At 64.7% G+C, this 16,882-nt stretch carries 18 protein-coding genes; 8 read left to right on the top strand and 10 right to left on the bottom strand.

Annotated features, from left to right (window positions below; translation table 11 throughout):
• Window positions 1-16: 16 nt before the first annotated feature.
• The 3 genes from ACIPYT_RS05675 to ACIPYT_RS05665 all read right to left on the bottom strand — a co-directional run bounded on the left by ACIPYT_RS05675 (window position 17) and on the right by ACIPYT_RS05665 (window position 4,793).
• Window positions 17-2,101 carry a type I restriction endonuclease subunit R gene (locus tag ACIPYT_RS05675; protein WP_401071490.1) on the bottom strand — a complete coding sequence of 695 codons (2,085 nt, stop codon included), beginning with the start codon at window positions 2,099-2,101 and terminating at the stop codon, window positions 17-19.
• Window positions 2,098-3,102 (bottom strand): restriction endonuclease subunit S, encoded by a 1,005-nt coding sequence (locus ACIPYT_RS05670; RefSeq protein WP_401071488.1) that lies wholly within the window; start codon window positions 3,100-3,102, stop codon window positions 2,098-2,100. The genes ACIPYT_RS05675 and ACIPYT_RS05670 overlap by 4 nt, the downstream gene beginning before the upstream one ends.
• Window positions 3,103-3,191: 89 nt before the next feature.
• Complete coding sequence (locus tag ACIPYT_RS05665; RefSeq protein WP_401071486.1) at window positions 3,192-4,793, bottom strand: type I restriction-modification system subunit M; 1,602 nt, start codon at window positions 4,791-4,793, stop codon at window positions 3,192-3,194.
• 708 nt (window positions 4,794-5,501) lie between these two features.
• On the opposite strand from ACIPYT_RS05665, the gene ACIPYT_RS05660 reads away from it, so the two are divergent.
• Window positions 5,502-6,497 (top strand): SDR family NAD(P)-dependent oxidoreductase, encoded by a 996-nt coding sequence (locus ACIPYT_RS05660; protein ID WP_401071484.1) that lies wholly within the window; start codon window positions 5,502-5,504, stop codon window positions 6,495-6,497.
• Window positions 6,498-6,528: 31 nt separating this feature from the next.
• On the opposite strand, the gene ACIPYT_RS05655 is transcribed toward ACIPYT_RS05660, so the two are convergent.
• Both ACIPYT_RS05655 and ACIPYT_RS05650 read right to left on the bottom strand, forming a co-directional pair.
• Window positions 6,529-6,813 carry a hypothetical protein gene (locus ACIPYT_RS05655; protein ID WP_401071483.1) on the bottom strand — a complete coding sequence of 95 codons (285 nt, stop codon included), beginning with the start codon at window positions 6,811-6,813 and terminating at the stop codon, window positions 6,529-6,531.
• Window positions 6,813-7,070, bottom strand: coding sequence for a hypothetical protein (locus ACIPYT_RS05650; RefSeq protein WP_401071482.1), 258 nt, complete (start codon window positions 7,068-7,070; stop codon window positions 6,813-6,815). Before ACIPYT_RS05650 ends, ACIPYT_RS05655 begins: the two co-directional genes overlap by 1 nt.
• Window positions 7,071-7,226: 156 nt before the next feature.
• Between ACIPYT_RS05650 and ACIPYT_RS05645 the strand changes: the two genes are divergently transcribed.
• Window positions 7,227-7,535 (top strand): hypothetical protein, encoded by a 309-nt coding sequence (locus ACIPYT_RS05645; protein WP_401071480.1) that lies wholly within the window; start codon window positions 7,227-7,229, stop codon window positions 7,533-7,535.
• Between the two features lie 32 nt (window positions 7,536-7,567).
• Here the strand turns inward: ACIPYT_RS05645 and ACIPYT_RS05640 are convergent, their stop codons facing one another.
• Together ACIPYT_RS05640 and ACIPYT_RS05635 are read right to left on the bottom strand one after the other, a co-directional pair.
• Window positions 7,568-8,620 (bottom strand): hypothetical protein, encoded by a 1,053-nt coding sequence (locus tag ACIPYT_RS05640; RefSeq protein ID WP_401071478.1) that lies wholly within the window; start codon window positions 8,618-8,620, stop codon window positions 7,568-7,570.
• 92 nt (window positions 8,621-8,712) lie between these two features.
• Entirely contained in the window at window positions 8,713-10,587 is a 1,875-nt protein-coding gene (locus tag ACIPYT_RS05635; protein ID WP_401071476.1) for an alkaline phosphatase, read from the bottom strand.
• Between the two features lie 216 nt (window positions 10,588-10,803).
• Here ACIPYT_RS05635 and ACIPYT_RS05630 point away from each other — a divergent pair, with 216 nt between their 5' ends.
• On the top strand, window positions 10,804-11,184 hold the full coding sequence (locus tag ACIPYT_RS05630) for a hypothetical protein (protein ID WP_401071474.1): 381 nt from the start codon (window positions 10,804-10,806) through the stop codon (window positions 11,182-11,184).
• Between the two features lie 67 nt (window positions 11,185-11,251).
• Here ACIPYT_RS05630 and ACIPYT_RS05625 read toward each other — a convergent pair whose 3' ends face one another.
• Window positions 11,252-11,821, bottom strand: coding sequence for a TetR/AcrR family transcriptional regulator (locus tag ACIPYT_RS05625; RefSeq protein ID WP_401071472.1), 570 nt, complete (start codon window positions 11,819-11,821; stop codon window positions 11,252-11,254).
• A 165-nt stretch (window positions 11,822-11,986) separates the two neighbouring features.
• On the opposite strand from ACIPYT_RS05625, the gene ACIPYT_RS05620 reads away from it, so the two are divergent.
• Entirely contained in the window at window positions 11,987-12,598 is a 612-nt protein-coding gene (locus tag ACIPYT_RS05620) for a hypothetical protein (RefSeq protein ID WP_401071470.1), read from the top strand.
• Window position 12,599: 1 nt separating this feature from the next.
• Window positions 12,600-13,352, top strand: coding sequence for a hypothetical protein (locus ACIPYT_RS05615; RefSeq protein ID WP_401071468.1), 753 nt, complete (start codon window positions 12,600-12,602; stop codon window positions 13,350-13,352).
• 30 nt (window positions 13,353-13,382) lie between these two features.
• Here ACIPYT_RS05615 and ACIPYT_RS05610 read toward each other — a convergent pair whose 3' ends face one another.
• Window positions 13,383-13,862: a hypothetical protein gene (locus tag ACIPYT_RS05610; RefSeq protein ID WP_401071466.1), complete on the bottom strand. Its 480-nt coding sequence runs from the start codon at window positions 13,860-13,862 to the stop codon at window positions 13,383-13,385.
• Between the two features lie 49 nt (window positions 13,863-13,911).
• On the opposite strand from ACIPYT_RS05610, the gene ACIPYT_RS05605 reads away from it, so the two are divergent.
• Both ACIPYT_RS05605 and ACIPYT_RS05600 read left to right on the top strand, forming a co-directional pair.
• Window positions 13,912-14,997: a G5 domain-containing protein gene (locus ACIPYT_RS05605; protein ID WP_401071464.1), complete on the top strand. Its 1,086-nt coding sequence runs from the start codon at window positions 13,912-13,914 to the stop codon at window positions 14,995-14,997.
• Between the two features lie 45 nt (window positions 14,998-15,042).
• Entirely contained in the window at window positions 15,043-15,324 is a 282-nt protein-coding gene (locus ACIPYT_RS05600; protein WP_401071462.1) for a hypothetical protein, read from the top strand.
• Here ACIPYT_RS05600 and ACIPYT_RS05595 read toward each other — a convergent pair.
• On the bottom strand, window positions 15,321-15,590 hold the full coding sequence (locus tag ACIPYT_RS05595; protein WP_401071460.1) for a hypothetical protein: 270 nt from the start codon (window positions 15,588-15,590) through the stop codon (window positions 15,321-15,323). The two genes, ACIPYT_RS05600 and ACIPYT_RS05595, sit on opposite strands and share 4 nt — an antisense overlap.
• Window positions 15,591-15,695: 105 nt before the next feature.
• On the opposite strand from ACIPYT_RS05595, the gene ACIPYT_RS05590 reads away from it, so the two are divergent.
• Entirely contained in the window at window positions 15,696-16,877 is a 1,182-nt protein-coding gene (locus ACIPYT_RS05590; RefSeq protein ID WP_401071458.1) for a MalY/PatB family protein, read from the top strand.
• The last annotated feature ends 5 nt before the right edge of the window (window positions 16,878-16,882 follow it).

Here is a 16,882-nt window from a genome sequence, read left to right as displayed (position 1 = left end):
CGCGGTCACGCTGCGCTTAATCGGTAAGCGCAGACTTCAGGTCTTCCGCGATGCCGATGTAGTCGACGACAAGACCACCTTCTTTATCCTTGAAGGTGCGGTTAACCCGCGCGATCGCCTGCATGAGGTTCGCGCCACGCATCGGCTTGTCCACGTACATCGTATGCATCGAGGGTGAATCGAACCCGGTCAGCCACATATCCCGAACGATCACCAGCTCGAGCTCGTCATTTGGGTCCTTTGCGCGATCCCTTAGCGCGCGGCGGGCTTCCTTCGTCCGGATATGCGGCTGCAGGAGCGCTTCATCTGCCGCTGACCCGCTGAGCACGACCTTCAGTTTGCCGGTCGTGTCGTCATCCGTCACCCAGCTGGGTCGCAAGCGAGCGATCTCGTCGTAAAGCGCTGCCGCGATGCGGCGAGACATTGTCACGATCATGCCCTTACCAGCGAATGCCCCGCGCCGGGCTTCCCAGTGCATGACCAGGTCTGCGGCGACCTCGGCCAAACGCTCACTGGAACCGACGATCGCCTCCACCCTCGCCCATTTCGACTTCAGCTGCTCGCGGGCAGTGTCCTCGACGAGCGCCACGGCTTCGGCGAATGAATCGTCGATCTCGTTGAGAGCCTCCGAAGGCAGTTCGACACGCGCCAGACGAGGTTCGTAGAATACTTTGACGGTCGCTCCGTCCTCGACAGCTTGCGTGAGGTCGTAGACGTCGATGTAGTCTCCGAAGACACTCTTGGTGGACTTATCTGTAGACTCAATTGGGGTTCCCGTGAACCCGATGAACGTCGCGTTCGGAAGTGCGTCACGCAGGTGACGAGCGAAGCCGTCGATAAAGTCGTAGTTTGATCGATGCGCCTCATCGACCATCACCACGATGTTTGTGCGATCCGAAAGCAGAGGAAACGCTTGGCCTGCGTTTCTCTCGGCCTGCGACAACCCAAATTTCTGAATCGTGGAGAAGACTATCCCGCCGGACTCCCGCCTACTGAGCACGCCCTTGAGCTCTGCGCGCGTATCTACCTGCACGGGCTTTTCGGGAAGAGGAGCGTTAGGAAGTGACGCAGCGAACGTGTCATCGAAAAGTTGATCGTCGAGGTCGTTGCGATCGGTGAGCACGAGGAGAGTGGGGTTCTCCATCACAGGGTGCCGCATTATCTTGCCCGCGTACCAGAGCATCTCGTAGCTCTTACCCGAACCCTGAGTGTGCCAGACGACGCCGGCACGCCCGTCTCCTTCCACGGCTTCAGTTGTTGCGAATACCGCCTTATTGACCGCCCAGAACTGGTGGTACTTCGCCACTAGGCGAACCACCCGCCCACCTTCCGTTGTGAACACTGTGAAGCTCCGCACCAAATCAAGCAGTCGCTCGGGCTGCAACATTCCCTTGATCAGAACTTCGAACTGCGGGAGCGCGGCGGATGCGAGGGTTCCCTCGATCGTCTTCCAGGGCGCAAAATGCTCCCACCTGCTTGTGAATTGCCCAGCCCGCGCCAAGACACCGTCGCTAATCACGCAAAGTTGATTCCACGTGAACAAATCCGGAATATCACGCTGGTACGTACTCAGCTGGTTAAACGCCCCGCGCAACGACGCGCCTGTCGCGCCAGCTCTTTTGAGTTCGAAGAGCACCAGAGGTAGACCGTTAGCGAACAGCACCACGTCCGGTCGCCGGTTGTGATGCTGCCCTTGCACGCGGAACTGGTGGACCGCCAGGAGATCGTTCGCGAACGGATCGTCGAAGTCGATTAGCCGCGCTCGAACCGTGCGGGGAGAGCCGTCTGGAGCGCGGCTTTCGATCGGAACCCCCTGCGTAAGGAGCTTGTATGCACGCCAATTCTCCTGCATCGGGGACTGCGATTCGGGCGCGATAACGGCGCGTAGCGCTTCCTCCACTGCGCCATCATCAAGCTCGGGATTGAGTCGGCGGATGCCAGCTTCAAGTCTGTGTCGTAGCACCACCTCTCGGAAGTCGGTGCGCGCAGGGTAGCCGGACTCGGGATCGATCTCCGTGCCATGCGCCGTTACCCAGCCTTGATCGGCGAGGGTCTCGAGCACCAGGAGCTCCAGTTCAGCCTCACTCGGAATAGAGCTCATCTCAACAGCTCCTCGATGTCGACTACGTGAACCTGACCGGACATCAGGGCCGGAAGTAACTCCTCGCGGTTACGACGCAACTCCGCGGCGGCATCGCGACTAGCTTGCGCCGCCCGAACGAGCAGAACCATCGCCTCACGAACCGGTCCCGCAAGTGACCGGACATCGGGCACCAAGAGTCTGGAGATGACAGACTTATCGACACGCTGATGGCTACCGGTTGTCCCGGTGACCTGGCTTCGCATCTGCTCGGCGAACTCTGGAGCCGACGCGACCGCATAGAGTTCTTCGACACGAACACCGTCCACTGAATCGATCGGCACGATCGGAACGAACTCCGTCGAAGCAACGCATGCGAGTCCACTGGACGGATACGCCATCCAGACACGCGGGATATGTGGGTTGAGGCGAGACACGAGCACAACCGGATCGACAAGCAGTTGCTTTCCGCTCTTGATAGAGTCCCCCGCCACGATCTCGGGTAACTCGCGCTCATCGAATGCGGGCAGTGAATAATGCGCGGTCGCCCCCTCGGGCATGATCACTCTCAGGCGCGGCGTTTGGGCGAGCTCACCGAGGGGCACTGTGCCGGTTGCTTTGCGCGCGAGGGCGCACGCAAGTTCGGCCGACTTTATAGCAAGTCGCTCGTCAGCATCTATGAGCTCCTCGAAGGCCTGAAGCACGTCTGCGATTCGCCGCTGCTCGTCGACCGGAGGGAGAAGTACAGAGATCTGCGCGAGATAGTTTCTGTTCAAGGACGGCTGGGCGCTGCCGGAGTTGTAGCCCGAAAAATCGATCAGATCTAACAACCAGTAGACCCATCGCTCGTCGTTCCCGCGAAAGTCGTTGACGAAAAGAGCCGTGTTCAGCGGCCAGTAGTCCTGCGCCACATAAGTCGCAACGCCGATTGAAGCGCCACTGCGGCCGATCGCAACACCTGGCCCACTCGCCTTCGCCTCGTCATGCCATCCCGTTACCCCAAAAGAACCGACGATCGGCACTGGCCCCGGCCGACGTTGTGGGGTCGGCAGATCATATCCACGCTGCAGAGCCAATACCTTGTCGAGCGTGGTAGAGCTCCATCTTGGACTCATGATGAACGCAGCGCCCCCAACGCCCCAAGCACTCGTTCCTGCAATTCTTCACGTCGCAAGAACCCTTCTCGCACCTCGCTTGTCAACCGTGCGATTTTCTCGTCGAGCGGCTCACTGTCGTCTGGCACGGGCTCACTGCCGACGTAGCGTCCCGGCGTGAGCACAAAATCGCGGTTCGCGATGTCGTTCAGCGTGACCGATGCCGAGAAACCGGGGGCATCCGCGTACAGTTTCTCCCCCGGCTCTCCTCTCCATGCGTGGAACGTTTCGGCGATCAGTTGGACGTCGACATCGGTCAGTTCCTTTAGGGTGCGGGAGATCATCGTCCCGAGTCCGCGCGCGTCGATGAACAGCACCTCGCCGCGGCGGTCTCGCTGCTCGCGCTCACTGGCGACCTTCCGCGCGGTTTTGTCCTTCGTGAGGAACCATACGCAAACCGGAATCTGGGTTGTGTAAAATAGCTGCCCCGGAAGAGTCACAATGCACTCAACTAGATCGGCCTCAATCAGCTTGCGTCGGATGTCACCCTCGCCGGATTGCTTCGACGATAGTGAACCGTTCGCAAGGATCGTTGCCATAGTTCCTGTGGGAGCGAGATGGTGAAGCATGTGCTGCAGCCAAGCGAAATTCGCGTTACCGGCCGGCGGAACGCCGTACTGCCATCGTGCGTCCCCGGCAAGTCGGCTGGCACCCCAGCTCTTTATATTGAACGGCGGATTCGCGATTACAAAGTCTGCTCGCAAGTCGGGATGCAAGTCTTGGGTGAATGAGTCGCCCCATTGTGGGCCGAGGTTCGCTTCAATGCCACGAAGCGCCAGATTCATTTTCGCGAGACGCCAAGTGGTTGGGTTTTGCTCCTGTCCGAACACGCTGATGTCATTACGCACGCCACCGTGAGCTTTCACGAATCGATCTGCCTGCACGAACATGCCGCCAGATCCGCAAGCCGGGTCGTACACGCGACCATTGAACGGCTCCAACATCTCGACCATTAGGCGCACGACGTTACGAGGGGTGAAGAATTCGCCCCCGAGCTTACCTTCTGCCGAAGCGAACTTGCTCAACATGTACTCAAAAACCCGCCCGAGCACATCCAGGTTCTCATGTTCCTGAACGGCTAGGTCTTGATTGCTGAACAAGTCGATCAGGCCGCCTAGCGTCTGCGACGTGAGTTCTCTGCGCGCATAGTTCTTCGGGAGCACACCCTTCAAGGTGGGGTTATCCTTCTCGATCGCTTCCATCGCGTCATCGAGACGTGTGCCAATGTCTGGCCGCTTGGCGGCCTTTTTGAGATCGTCCCAGCGATGGCCTTCGGGTATCCAGAACACCCCCTCACTGGAATACTCGTCGCGGTCCTCGAGTAACTCTCGGCGCGCTTCGTCTGTTGGAGTGAAGTACTCAGAAGATCCGTCCCGGCTCCACTCATCGAGTTTCGCGCGACGCTGTTGAAACACGTCAGATACATATTTGAGAAAGATGAGTCCTAGCACCACGTGCTTGTACTCCGCAGCATCCATGTTGGATCGCAACCTGTTCGCGGATTCCCACAGCACGTCCTCAAGATTCGATGTCGCCGTCGTTGTCGACCTGTCAGCCATTGGATGACTCCTTCCATCGCGGCTGGTGCGACCGCCAGCGTCTCGCCTAACTGTATCGAGTCCGTTGCTGGCACTGCTCACAGGCCGAGAGCACGTCATGACTTTGACGGTTCGGCAGGTGTCACCGAAAGCAGATGTGCACGCGATGCGCCGTCGGCGTCGCGGCGAGCCCACCGGGCCCCGAACTCGGGGAGCATGCGCGTCGCGGGTCGGAGCGTCATGGTCATCGACGTCGACGTCAACATCGAGCGTCGGCTAACAACTCGGCTGAGCGTCCTGCGCCTACGTCGTCGACCAATTCTCCCGATATCCGTGCTGGTCAGATTCTGACCAGCGACGCGGCATCGTGGGGAGGTCGAGCACGTGCGATCGCTAACTCGATCGCACCGAGGTGAAGAAGCGCGAGGTCCCGGCGACGTGCTGAGCGAAACAGCACCCGTCGATGGCCGCGCCGCCGACGTCGAAGCATCCACACTGCATATTGCAAGCGGGTGCGGATGATCCACATGACGCCGTTCTACCGAGGGGCAAGCTCCTTGATCGATCCCTATCGGTCGACGACGCTTTCCGCGTTATCCAGCCATATGGGAATTGGTCTGCGCCGAAAGTCTGAAGCGAAGCAGGGATCGACGCCATCGTCGTTCCGCGGACCTACGTCGCACGTTACTCTAACTGGACGATCCGTTGCGAAACCCGAAGGAGCACCTCATGGCCCTCACCGCGCACTCCACCATCGGCGACTGGCTCAACGACCCGACCGGCGGCCCGCTCATCCGCGGACTCTTCGAGCAGACGGGCGCCGACCCCGAGCTCCTCACGCCCGTCCTCGGCCTCCCGCTTCAGCAGCTCGTCGCGATGAGCCAGGGCCAGCTCCCGCAGTCGGTCGTCGACGACCTCGTCCGCGCCGCCAACAACGGCGAGATCCCGGAAGACAGCGACACCAACACCTGGAAAGAAACCCCCACCACCGGACGCTTCGCCGGCAAGACCGTGATCGTCACGGGCGCCGCGTCCGGGATCGGCAAGGCCACGGCATCCCGCATCGCCCGTGAAGGCGGACGCGTCATCGCCGCCGACATCTCCGCCGAGAAGCTCGGCGCGCTCAAGGTCGAGCTGCCCGGCATCATCACGGTCGCCGGCGACCTCACTCAGCAGGAAGCGATCGACGCCGTCATCGCCGCCGCGGGCGACACCATCGACGGCCTCGCTAACATCGCCGGCATCAACGACGACTTCTCCCCCGCGGGCGAGACGACGGATGCCGTGTGGGACCGCGTCATCGCCATCAACCTCACCGCCCCGTTCAAGCTCATGCGCGCGGTGCTGCCGATCATGGAGAAGGCCGGCCGCGGCGCGATCCTCAACGTCTCGAGCGAGGCGGGCCTGCGCGGCAACGCCTCGGGCAATGCCTACACGGCGAGCAAGCACGGCATCATCGGCGTCACGAAGTCCGCGGCGTTCATGTACGGGTCGAAGGGCATCCGCGTGAACAGCGTCGCTCCCGGAGGGGTCGCCACCGGCATCCCGATGCCCCCGAACATGTCAGAGTACGGCTCCGGACGCCTCGCTCCGTTCCAGCAGGCCATCCCCACCGTCGCGACCGCCGAGCACCTCGCCGCGTCGATCACGTTCCTGCTGTCGGACGACGCCGTGAACATCAACGGAGCCGTGCTGGCGTCGGACGGGGGATGGTCGGTTCAGTAGGACCCGCCCGGAGCCCGCGCCGCGGTTCGTACTACTTCGCCCGCTCTTGCGCCGGAGGATCTCGTCGCTCGCGAAGCCATCCCGCCACCGGGCCGGTGACAACGGGACCGGCGTTGAAGCATACGAGTCCCACCAGCAGTGCGGTCGCGTGATCCGCCGCCTCCCGCTCACCGAACTCACCGCGAGACTGAGCCCACACAGAGAACCCGTACCAGAGGACGACCGGCAGCAGCGCGAGTACCGTGCCAAGCGTCCGTCCGGCGCGCTCGACGATTATCCCCCACGCGAACATGGCCAGACCGACCACGACGAACATCACTCGGTCCTCTCCCGCTCGTCTGCTGATCCGCGACCGATCAGCAACGCGAGCCCCACGAATCCGACCGCGAACGGGCACCCCACGATCAGCACGTAGTGCAGCCAGAGCGGGTCGGCGATCGGGCGGTACGAGGTCACGAACGCTCCAAGCGCACCCATCACGAGCAGCGGCAGGAGCCAGAGGCCGACGGCTCGAACTCGATTCGTAACCCACAGGGTGCGCATCATCATCCCGAGGATCAGGGAGGTACCCACAACTCCGACGGTGATCAGGAACATTCCGAACGACATCCGCGAGTACTCAGCTTCGACGGACGAGCGCGAGACGGCAAACGATCCGATTGGCCACATGGGACATAAAAGCACACAGATGACTACACTGGCGATACATTGCGTTCAGAAGGGAATCGCATGCCGCCACGAATCAACGAACTCGCCCCACGCCTGTTCATCGTCGCGTGCCCCCTCGGAATCGTCGCGGGACTCGTCGCGACGGCCGGGATGCTGCTCGCAGTTACCGCGTTCGCGACCGCCCGCACGATCATCATCCCGTTCGTCGCCACCTTCGACGGATTCCACGACGGCGGCGAAACGAACGCAGTCAGCATCACCGGGTCGTGGGAGGCAGCCGGCGCGCTGGTACTCGCCCTGACCTTCCTACTGTCGTTCGCCCTCTTCCGACGCGTCAGAACACCGGACGACCACCACCTCAGAGCCTGAACCGCTGAGGGTCGTCAGCAAACGAACACCCCTCAGGACAGCACACCCTCCCGTTCCCGCGCGACGCTCGCCCGCGCTTCCGCCACGGCCGCCTGAATGCGCGCCTCCGTGCGCCGACGACCCCGCCGAATCACACGGATCACGAGCAGCACAACACCCGCCAGCACCATGAGTCCGATCACCGCACCCCAGGGCACCGCCACAACGGTGAATCCCGAGCTCACAGCATCCGGCGCCGCGAACGCGTCATCGCCGAGCACCAATGGCGTCACGGTCACATCCCCCATGAGCAGCAGCAGCGGCGAGATGGCGACCTCGTGAACGCGCGTCGTGGTCGCACCGGGCAGCATCTCCATTGCTTCGTCGCTCTGCGCACCCGCCGCTCCGAGCCCGAACGGCCCGGACACGGCGACGCCGCCACTCGCGCCGAACCTCACGTTGCCCGTGTTGGCGACGGTGTACTCGACTGTCAGCACCCCCGCGTCGAAGGGATTCCACGACCCCTCGTACGACGTCTGCACATCCGACACCTCGAGCGCCGGTGCGATGTCGCCGGCGACCTGGAGGTGGGCCCGCACGCCGATCCGATGATGCACGGTGACGCCGTCATTCTGCTGTGCGATGCCGACGACGATGCCCGCCGGGTGGTCACCCGGCACGGCATCCGCGGGGACGGAGATGGTGATGGGCAGAATCCGGGACTCCCCCGCAGCAAGTGCGACCTGGCCTTCGGCGAGCCCCTCGATCGCGATCCATGCTCCCGATCCAGCCGGGGCGCCCTGGGCGATGTCGAAAGCGCCGTCTCCCCCGACGACGCCGTCGCCCGCGCGCACCTCGAACGTCGCGTCGACGGCACCGGTGTTGGCGACGACGATGGCATCCGCCACCACCGCGCCGGGCTCGATCGTGTGCCGCAGCGAGATACGTCCATCTGCGCCATCCGCTGCGGCAGGAGCGACGCTCCACTGCACGGATTCCGCGGATGCCGCAGGGTGGACGTCCGCGAGCGCAGCGCTGACGGGCGTGAATACCACCCCCGCGCCGACGGCGACGAGGGCGAGAAGTGTCTTGAGAGTGCGAGTCATGGCGATCCTGTTCAACGACGAAAAGGCCGGAGACATCCGGCCGGGGAGGACGACTGCGGGGGTCGGTCGTCCGACCGACCCCCGCAGGATGATCAGTCCTTCGCGAAGAGCGAGAGGACGATCTCGCTGCCGTAGTTTCCGTTCTTCGCCTCGGCCGGAACGGCGAGGTTCAGGTCGGCGCTCACGACGGTGGTGCCGACGCGCGAGGTGCGCGTCGAGTCCGCGAGCGCCGCCGGCGCACCGAGCGTCGCCGCGGGACCGGCGCTCGCACCGTTCTCGCTGTCGACGATCTTCGGGGTCCACGTGAGCGCCTCTGCACCGAACTCGCGGTTTCCCGCGGTGAACGCGCTTGCCGAGCCGGAGAGAGTCCAGCCCTTACCCTGCGCCTGCACCTCGTTGCGCGTGTCCGAGACGCTGACGGCGGGAAGCTGACCGACGAGCTCCGAACCCGCGCCGCTGAGCAGCGTGGACTCGCCGACACCCGACACGGTCATCGACAGCGCACCCTCGGCGGTCGACTGCTGCACGGTGGCCTCGATTCCCGCTCCTTCAGGGTTCTCGAACGAGTGGCCGAGGAAGTCGAACACGACCTCGCCCACGTCGGTGTTGTCGAGGTACGCACCACGCACCGAATCCCACTGGTCGGCCCGACCCGCGAGCACATCCGCTCCCGCACCCTTGGCGAAGAGCGGGACGAGCGCGTTGGTGTGGCCACCGGAGTGCCACGTGACCTCGGGCAGCTGCCCCGCCTCACCGGCCATCGGGGTCCACCCGACCTCGGGCCCCGCGCCGGCACCCATCAGGTAGCCGGTCTCGTGGTCAGCGGTGACGATGACGAGCGTCTCATCCCAGCTGCTGTTCTCCTGCACCCAGGCGTCGACGGCCTCGGCGGCCTGGTTGAAACTCTGCTGCTCCTCGATGAGACGCGTGGTCTGGTTGGCGTGACCCGCCCAGTCGACCGCGCCGCCCTCGATCATGAGGAAGAAGCCCTCCTCGTCGTTCTCGAGCACGTTCAGCGCAGCATCCGCAGCCGTCGCGAGCGACGGGACATCGCTGTTGGCCTTGTCGCTGTACGGAAGCACACCGTTGTTGTCGAGACCAGGACGGTTGTACTGGAAGGTCTCCGCGACGCGGGCGAGACCGAACAGCTTGTCGGGCACGTTCTCACCCGCGGCGACCTGCTCGAACTGCGCCTTGCTCTCGATGAAGTCGAACTCGGTCTGACCGGTCGAGAGGCGATCGAAGTCGGCCTGCGAGATCCAGGAACCGGATCCGTAGTGCGACGAACGCGAGGTGTTCGCGTCGGTGTAGTTCGGATGCCCGCCGCCGATGATCACATCCACCCCGCTGTCGATCATCTCGGTCGCGAGACCGTGGTAGTCGTTGCGGCTCTGGTTGTGCGCGATGAAGCCCGCGGGGGTCGCGTGGTTGAACGGCACGTCGGTGACGAGACCGACCTTCTTGCCGACCTCCATCGCCTGCTCCCCGAGCGTGAGCAGGCGGTTCGCGTCGGCGTCGTAGCCGAGCGTTCCGTTGTTCGTCTTGACACCGGTGCCGAGCGCGGTTCCCGCCGCAGCGGAGTCGGTGGCGCCGTCTGCCACCCAGTCGAAGGAGCCCCAGGCATCTTCGGGCGCGTAGTAGGCGCGGCCGTTCGCCGAGAAGTGGCTCTGGCCGACCTGCACGGGCCAGTTGTCGTACACCTGGGTGTCGACGCTCGCTTCGTGCGAGATCGCACCGGTCGCCGGGTCGACGGTGATCTGGTTCTGCGAGGTGCCGGTCTCGAACTGGTTCGCGATGTCGAACTGGTTGTATCCGGCGCCATCGGAGATCAACACGATGATGTTCTTCGGAGCATCCGGAGTTTCGTCGGCGTTCGCCGCCATGGGCAGCCCGATCGCGGTGAGACCGCCGATCAGGCAACCGACCACGGTGACGCGGCCCAGTGAACGTAGGGGAGTGTTCTGCATAGTCTCTTCTCGTTTCGATGTGTCGTCAGAGCGAGCCGACGCCCGCCACCGCCCATGCTTCCGAACGCAACGTGACCGCTCCGGACGACCAGGGAACGAGCATCCGAACCCTCGGTGACGCGGAGGTGAAGAGCAGTGCTCGCGTCGTCTCCTCAGACGGATTCCTCGGATGCGGCGAGCGCCGTCCTCACATCTCCCCCGGATACCCTGTCCCCTATGAAGCGTCTCCCCGCCCTCGCGTCCGTGGCCGTCGGCATCCTGCTCCTGTCCGGATGCTCGCAGGCCGCCACGTTCGCGGCGTGCGGCCAGGTCGCCACTCAGGCGGCGCAGGTGTCGGGAGCGATCAACGAGCTCAGTTCGCCGACCCCCGAGGCCGCGCAGGCGGCGCTCGACGAGGTGCGCGCGGTATCGGAGAAGATCCGCGACATCGACGGTCCCGACGAGTTCGTCACCCTGCGCGACACGTGGACCACGAGCATCGACGCCTTCGTCACCGAGGGCGAGAAGGCGATCACGGGCGACGTCAGCGGAGTGGATGCCGCGTCGACGCAGCTGCGCACAGCGACCGACGCCATGATCGCGTACTGCACGCCGTAAGCGACCAAGCGACTCAGCTCACGACGTTTCGTCTCAGGCGACTTCGTCGTCTTCGCTCAACGACCGGTCAGCGCGCGATACCCCGCAGCAGCCGCGTCACCGTCTCCTCGATGCGTTCCTCGCTCAGCGGCTGCCCGATCAACGCCGCGTACGACGCCATCGCTATGAGCTGATCGGCGATGGCCACGGCATCCACGTCGCCGCGGACCTCGCCGTCGACCTGACCGCGCGCGATCCGTTCGGCCACCCACGTCCGGATGGGCGCCGCGAGCCGCTCGTTCAACGCGAGCCCGAGCTGGTGGTCGGTGGCCGTGACGGCGATCAGCGCCCGCGCGAGCGCCACACCCTCGGGACTCCCGAGTCCCTCGGACATCGCCACGAACCACGCATGGACGTCATCGCGGATGTCGTCGGTCATCGGCACCGACACGTCGGCCCCGGGCAGGTCACCCTCGAGCAGCGCCTCGCCGAGGATCGCCGCCTTCGACGGCCACCACCGGTAGATCGTCTGCTTGGCGACTCCGGCCGACTCCGCGAGTCCCTCGATCGTCACGGCCTCGTACGTGCCGGCCATGACGGCGGCGCGCATCGCCGCGAGCACGGCCTGGCGCGCGGCTTCACTACGGGGACGGGGCATCCGTCCAGGCTACTCAGTCGTACGGCATCGCCTGGCGTTTCACTCGCCCTGAAACGGTACGGACGGCTCAGCCACCCGCGGGTTCGGCAGTCGGGCGGAATATATTGCGATTGACCTCATATGAGGCCTTAAATTACCTGAAAGAAGACATAGTCAGGAGTTGTCATGCCGCATCCGGCGCTTCACAAGATCTTGTTCTCAGCGCTCGTCGTCGGAGCACTGTTTTTCATCTCAGGCACTCCCGCGCACGCCGTCATCGGTCCAGAGCCCGCTCCGGCATCCAGCAACACCACAATCGCTGCTTCATCGACGCAGGGGGACGAGGACGCTGAGCCCTCGTCTGCCCAGGCGGGCGCACTACGGTGCGTGGTGTGCGGCGCTCCCGTCAAGAAGGCGGTCAAACTCAGCGGTCCGGTGCTCGTGCAGAAGAAATTCGTCACGTACCTGACAGGTAGTTGGGCGAAGTCGACCGGATACTCCTGGAGCAGCGCGACAACAGTCGGCGCAACGGTGTCCGCGGGGCTCGGCATCAGCGCAACATCCGCGTCGAACAACATCGGCGTAGCGGCGAGCGTCACCAAGACATACTCGATCACGATCAACATCGCCGCTTCCAGCAGCCGGTTCTCAAAGCTCGGCCTCGCGTCGAACTACAACAAGTACGGCGTGAAGACAGCCTGGTATCAGGACGGCAAGGTCGTTCCCGGCGCTTCCTGGTCGTATGGCGACCTGTACTCACCCACGAAGGATCAGTACCTCATCGTCTACTACCAGTGAGATGCGCGCACTGATCAGAGCAAGCGGAGGCATGCTCGCGGTGGGCGTTCTCACTCTCGCCACCGCCTGCACGCCCACTCCGTCGGCTGATCCTGACGCCCGGTTCGCGCTGACGTCAGCGCACGTCGTCGTCCCTGCGGGCGGCGCGTATCCGGTCAATCTCGTCTTCGTGGCCCCGGGCGCCGACCCGATCTGGACCGACGTGACCGGCATCGACCTCCCCGGCGACGCAGACCTCGCACCGGGGCAGTTCGACGTCATCGCCGTTGAAGGAGCCGACGGCATGAAGGTCGGCAACATCGCGTTCGAGCTCGACGTCCCGCCAGAGGGGATCTCGTTCACCACCGTCGGCGTGATCTACGACGGCAGGCGCGAACCCGTCACGTCCGACGTCGGAACCTGGAACCTATCCGCGGTCGAGGCCGACGAGTTCTCCGAAGAGGCGAATGCCGCTGTCGTCGCCATGTCCGCCTGCACGAGCATCGATGTCCCCCTGCCTCCCGACACTGCGAGCGTCGACGCGTTCGACACTGACTCCACCGAGGTGGCGGTCGAGACGTTCGCTCGCACGCCGACCGAGGATGCCCTCACCGTGTCGTTCTCGTGCTCGGACGCGTTCGACTTTGTGATCATCAGCTCGACGCTCGACATCACGCGCGACGACGGCTCGACGCACAGCATCCGACTCGCGCCGATCTCTATCGGGTTTCAGGACATCGACGACGCGGACTTCCACCGGATCCGCGACCGCTGACCTCGGCGGGGGCGTTTGATCGCGATCGAATTACTGCTTCGCGAGCCGCACTGTCATCGTTGTTCCAAGCGCGGTCACCTCGTAGGAGAGCTCGCCGTCCGCATAGGTGAATGTCTTGGTCGGGTCACCCGAGGCCAGCATCGCCGAGTCGGTCTGCGACGTGTCATTGACGGAGTCGAACGTGAACGTCGTCGAGCCGTCTTCCGGCACGGTCACGGTTCCGACCCAGTACAGCGACTTCGTGTCTGTCGCGTTCCACGACACCACGATCGTGTCGGCAGTGATCGTTGCGGACTGGAAGCTCTCCGGATCGTTGGAGTTGGTCTGCTTCCACTCGCCTGTCAGGTCGACGGGCTTAGGTGCCTCCTCCTCGACCGCCCCCGGAGTTGACGACGATGCGTCGCCCGACGAGCCTGCTGGCTCCGGTGCCGTCGAGCACGCCACCGTACCGAGGCCGAGGAGGCCGAGCAGGGCGATGGTCGCGAGTGTCTTGGTTGCGGTCGTAGTCATCACGGTTCTTTCTCCGGTGCAGAGTAGCCAACCTCGCGAAATTAGCAGAGTGCCGGATGCAGCCCGCGCGCTCACCCCTGGACGTAATCGAATCGATAGTTGTATTCATTTCGATACACCGATATACAGGTCCGAGGCGCACTGGGGCGCCGGCGATTCGTCGCCTCACTGCCGAGGGGAGCACGTCATGTCACAACCGCCTGCCGCGTGGCATGCAGATCCAGAGAACCCGAACCAACTTCGTTGGTGGGATGGCTACCAGTGGACGGCTGCTACAGCCCCCGCCCCGTCGAACATGCAGGCATCACCCAGCGCCACGCACACCGCCGCGCCACCGCCCGCGTCCGCTACGAAGAAGCGCAGGACCGGATGGAAGATCTTCGGCATCGTCGTCGGCGCATTGGTGGTCGGTGGGCTTCTCGCGCGGATGTCTCCCGCCGCGCTGATCCTGCCCGTCCTCGCCGTCTTCGGTGTCGGGTTCTTCGTCACCATCGCTCGCCCGCTGCCTGCTCTCGGCTTGCGAAAGCGCACGTCGGGGCTCGCGGTGCTCGGAGTCGCAGCGCTCGTGCTCATGGGCGGAGGCATGGCCGGCGCGTCCATGGGTGGATCGGATACGCCGACGGCATCCGAGCCTCAGCAGTTCGCCAGCACCGAGGCGTCCTCCTCTCCTACGCCCACTCCGATCCCGACGACATTCGAGACCGCAACCGAGGAAGCAGTCGTCCCGTACGAGGCGACGACTGTCGACGACCCGCTGCGCGACCAGGGAACGACCGCCGTTGTCACGGCCGGCGTGAACGGCGTCAAGGTCATCACGTACCGCCTGACGATGGTCGATGGCGTCGAGGTCTCCCGCGTCGTGGTCAGCGAAATCGTGAAGACCGCGCCTGTGAACGAGGTCACCGCGATCGGCAGCAAAGCACCGGCACCGGTCGCCGCACCGGCACCACTCGTGCAGCAGGGCGGCGGCGGATGCGACCCCAACTACACCGGGGCGTGTGTCCCGATCGCGAGTGACGTCGATTGCGCGGGTGGAAGCGGCAACGGTCCGGCGTACGTGCAGGGACCTGTCCGGGTTGTCGGCAGCGATATCTACGACCTCGACCGCGATGGAGACGGCATCGCCTGCGACTGATGCGAGGATGCCGCCATTCCGCCGCACATCGGCTTGGCTCTCGGTATGCGTCCTTCTCCATCATCCGTCGCCGACCCTCGCTGCAGCATCCTGCTCGGCATCGCCGTGCTCATCGGAGTCGGCGAGGCGTGGTGGGGAGCATCCGCCCTCTTCGCGGGCGACGTCGAGGCCGGCCTTCGCGGCACGGCAGGCGCCCTGGATCTGATTCCGCTCACCGCCACCGTGATCGGAGGCAGCTGCGCTGTCGTGGCACTGTGCGCGCTCACCTGGCAGCTCGGCCTCACCGTCGCCCGACGTCGTTCAGACACGAGCACCGAGCGCCGCTAGTCCCGCACCCCAGCATCCGTCCCGTGCTGCCCTTCGAACTCCCGGATCTTCCGTCGAACGTCACGGAGCCCGAGCACCGCGACGATGGCGGCCGTCGTGAAGAGCACCATCGCGATGCCGAAGAGCCAGGTGGGCTCACTCAGCTCCCGCACCACGAAGGCGAAGATCGCACCGACGCCCGAGGCCACGATGCCGAAGATCGCCGACATCCGCTTTCGATCCAGCACCATCCGCTGTTGGATCAGGGACGGCTCCGGCTCGCTCATCCGCACAGACTACGCCCCACCCCTCCCACCGGTGGAAGGATGGAAGGGCTCCCGCCTCGCTTCGCGACGGCATCCTGAGCATCATCACCACGCGGAGGAGGCGGGATGAATCCCGGTGCGTTCGACCTGATCACGCAAGACGATCTGCGGGGTGCAGGCAGCGTCAAATGGACGACGTTCCCCGACACGATCGGCGCGTTCGTCGCCGAGATGGACTTCGGGGTCGCTCCGGCGGTGAGCACCACGGTGAAGGATGCTCTCGACGTCGGCCTCACCGGATACCTGCCCACCGCCGCCGCGACCGCACTCTCGCAGGCGACCGCGCAGTGGTACTCCTCGCACTACGGCTGGGAGATCGCGCCCGAGCGGGTGCACCACGTGCCCGACGTCATCCACGCGTTCGAGCTCGCGATCGAGCACTTCACGACTCCCGGATCGGCCGTGATCGTGCCGACGCCGGCGTACATGCCGTTCCTGCTCGTGCCGCCGATGCGCGGACGTCGGGTGATCGAGGTGCCGAGCATCGAGGTCGATGGCCGCTGGGTCATGGACCTGGATGCCGTCGCGCAGGCGTTCCGCGACGGCGGCGAGATGCTGGTGCTCTGCAACCCGCACAACCCGCTCGGCACGGTCGCGACGCGCGACGAGCTGCTCGCGATCGCCGCCACCGTCACGGCTGCGGGCGGACGCGTGTTCTCCGACGAGATCCACGCCCCCATCGTCTACGCGCCCGCGCAGCACACCCCCTACGCCTCGGTCTCGGAGGATGCCGCCGCGCACACGCTCACCGCGACCTCGGCCTCCAAGGCCTGGAACCTCGCGGGCCTCAAGTGCGCGCAGGTCATCCTCTCCAACGACGCGGATGCCGCGCTCTGGGAGAGCCTCGGATTCTGGGCCGGCCACGGCACCTCCACACTCGGCGTGCTCGCGAACACCGCCGCCTACACCGAGGGAGGCGAGTGGCTCGACGGGGTCGTCGACTACCTCGACGGCAACCGGCGGATGCTGGCGCAGCTCGTCTCGGAGAAACTCCCCGGCGTGCGGATGATCGTGCCCGAGGGCAGTTACATCGCGCTGCTCGACTTCCGCGGGACGGGGCTGATCGGCGACCTCGGCGAGTGGTTCCGCGAGCATGCGGGCGTGGCCATGACCGACGGCGCCGCCTGCGGCGAGGCCGCGATCGGATTCACGCGCTTCGTCTTCGCGATGCCGCGGCCCGTGATGGTCGAGGCCGTCGAGCGGGTCGCCCGGGCGCTGCAGGAGCGGGCGGAGTCGGACGCGGCGTGAAGCCC

This window comes from Microbacterium sp. NPDC089695 (assembly GCF_044749085.1).
GTDB lineage: Bacteria > Actinomycetota > Actinomycetes > Actinomycetales > Microbacteriaceae > Microbacterium.
The sequence above is the reverse complement of the archived record's forward strand: the minus strand, read 5'-3'. Positions and strand labels throughout refer to the sequence as shown.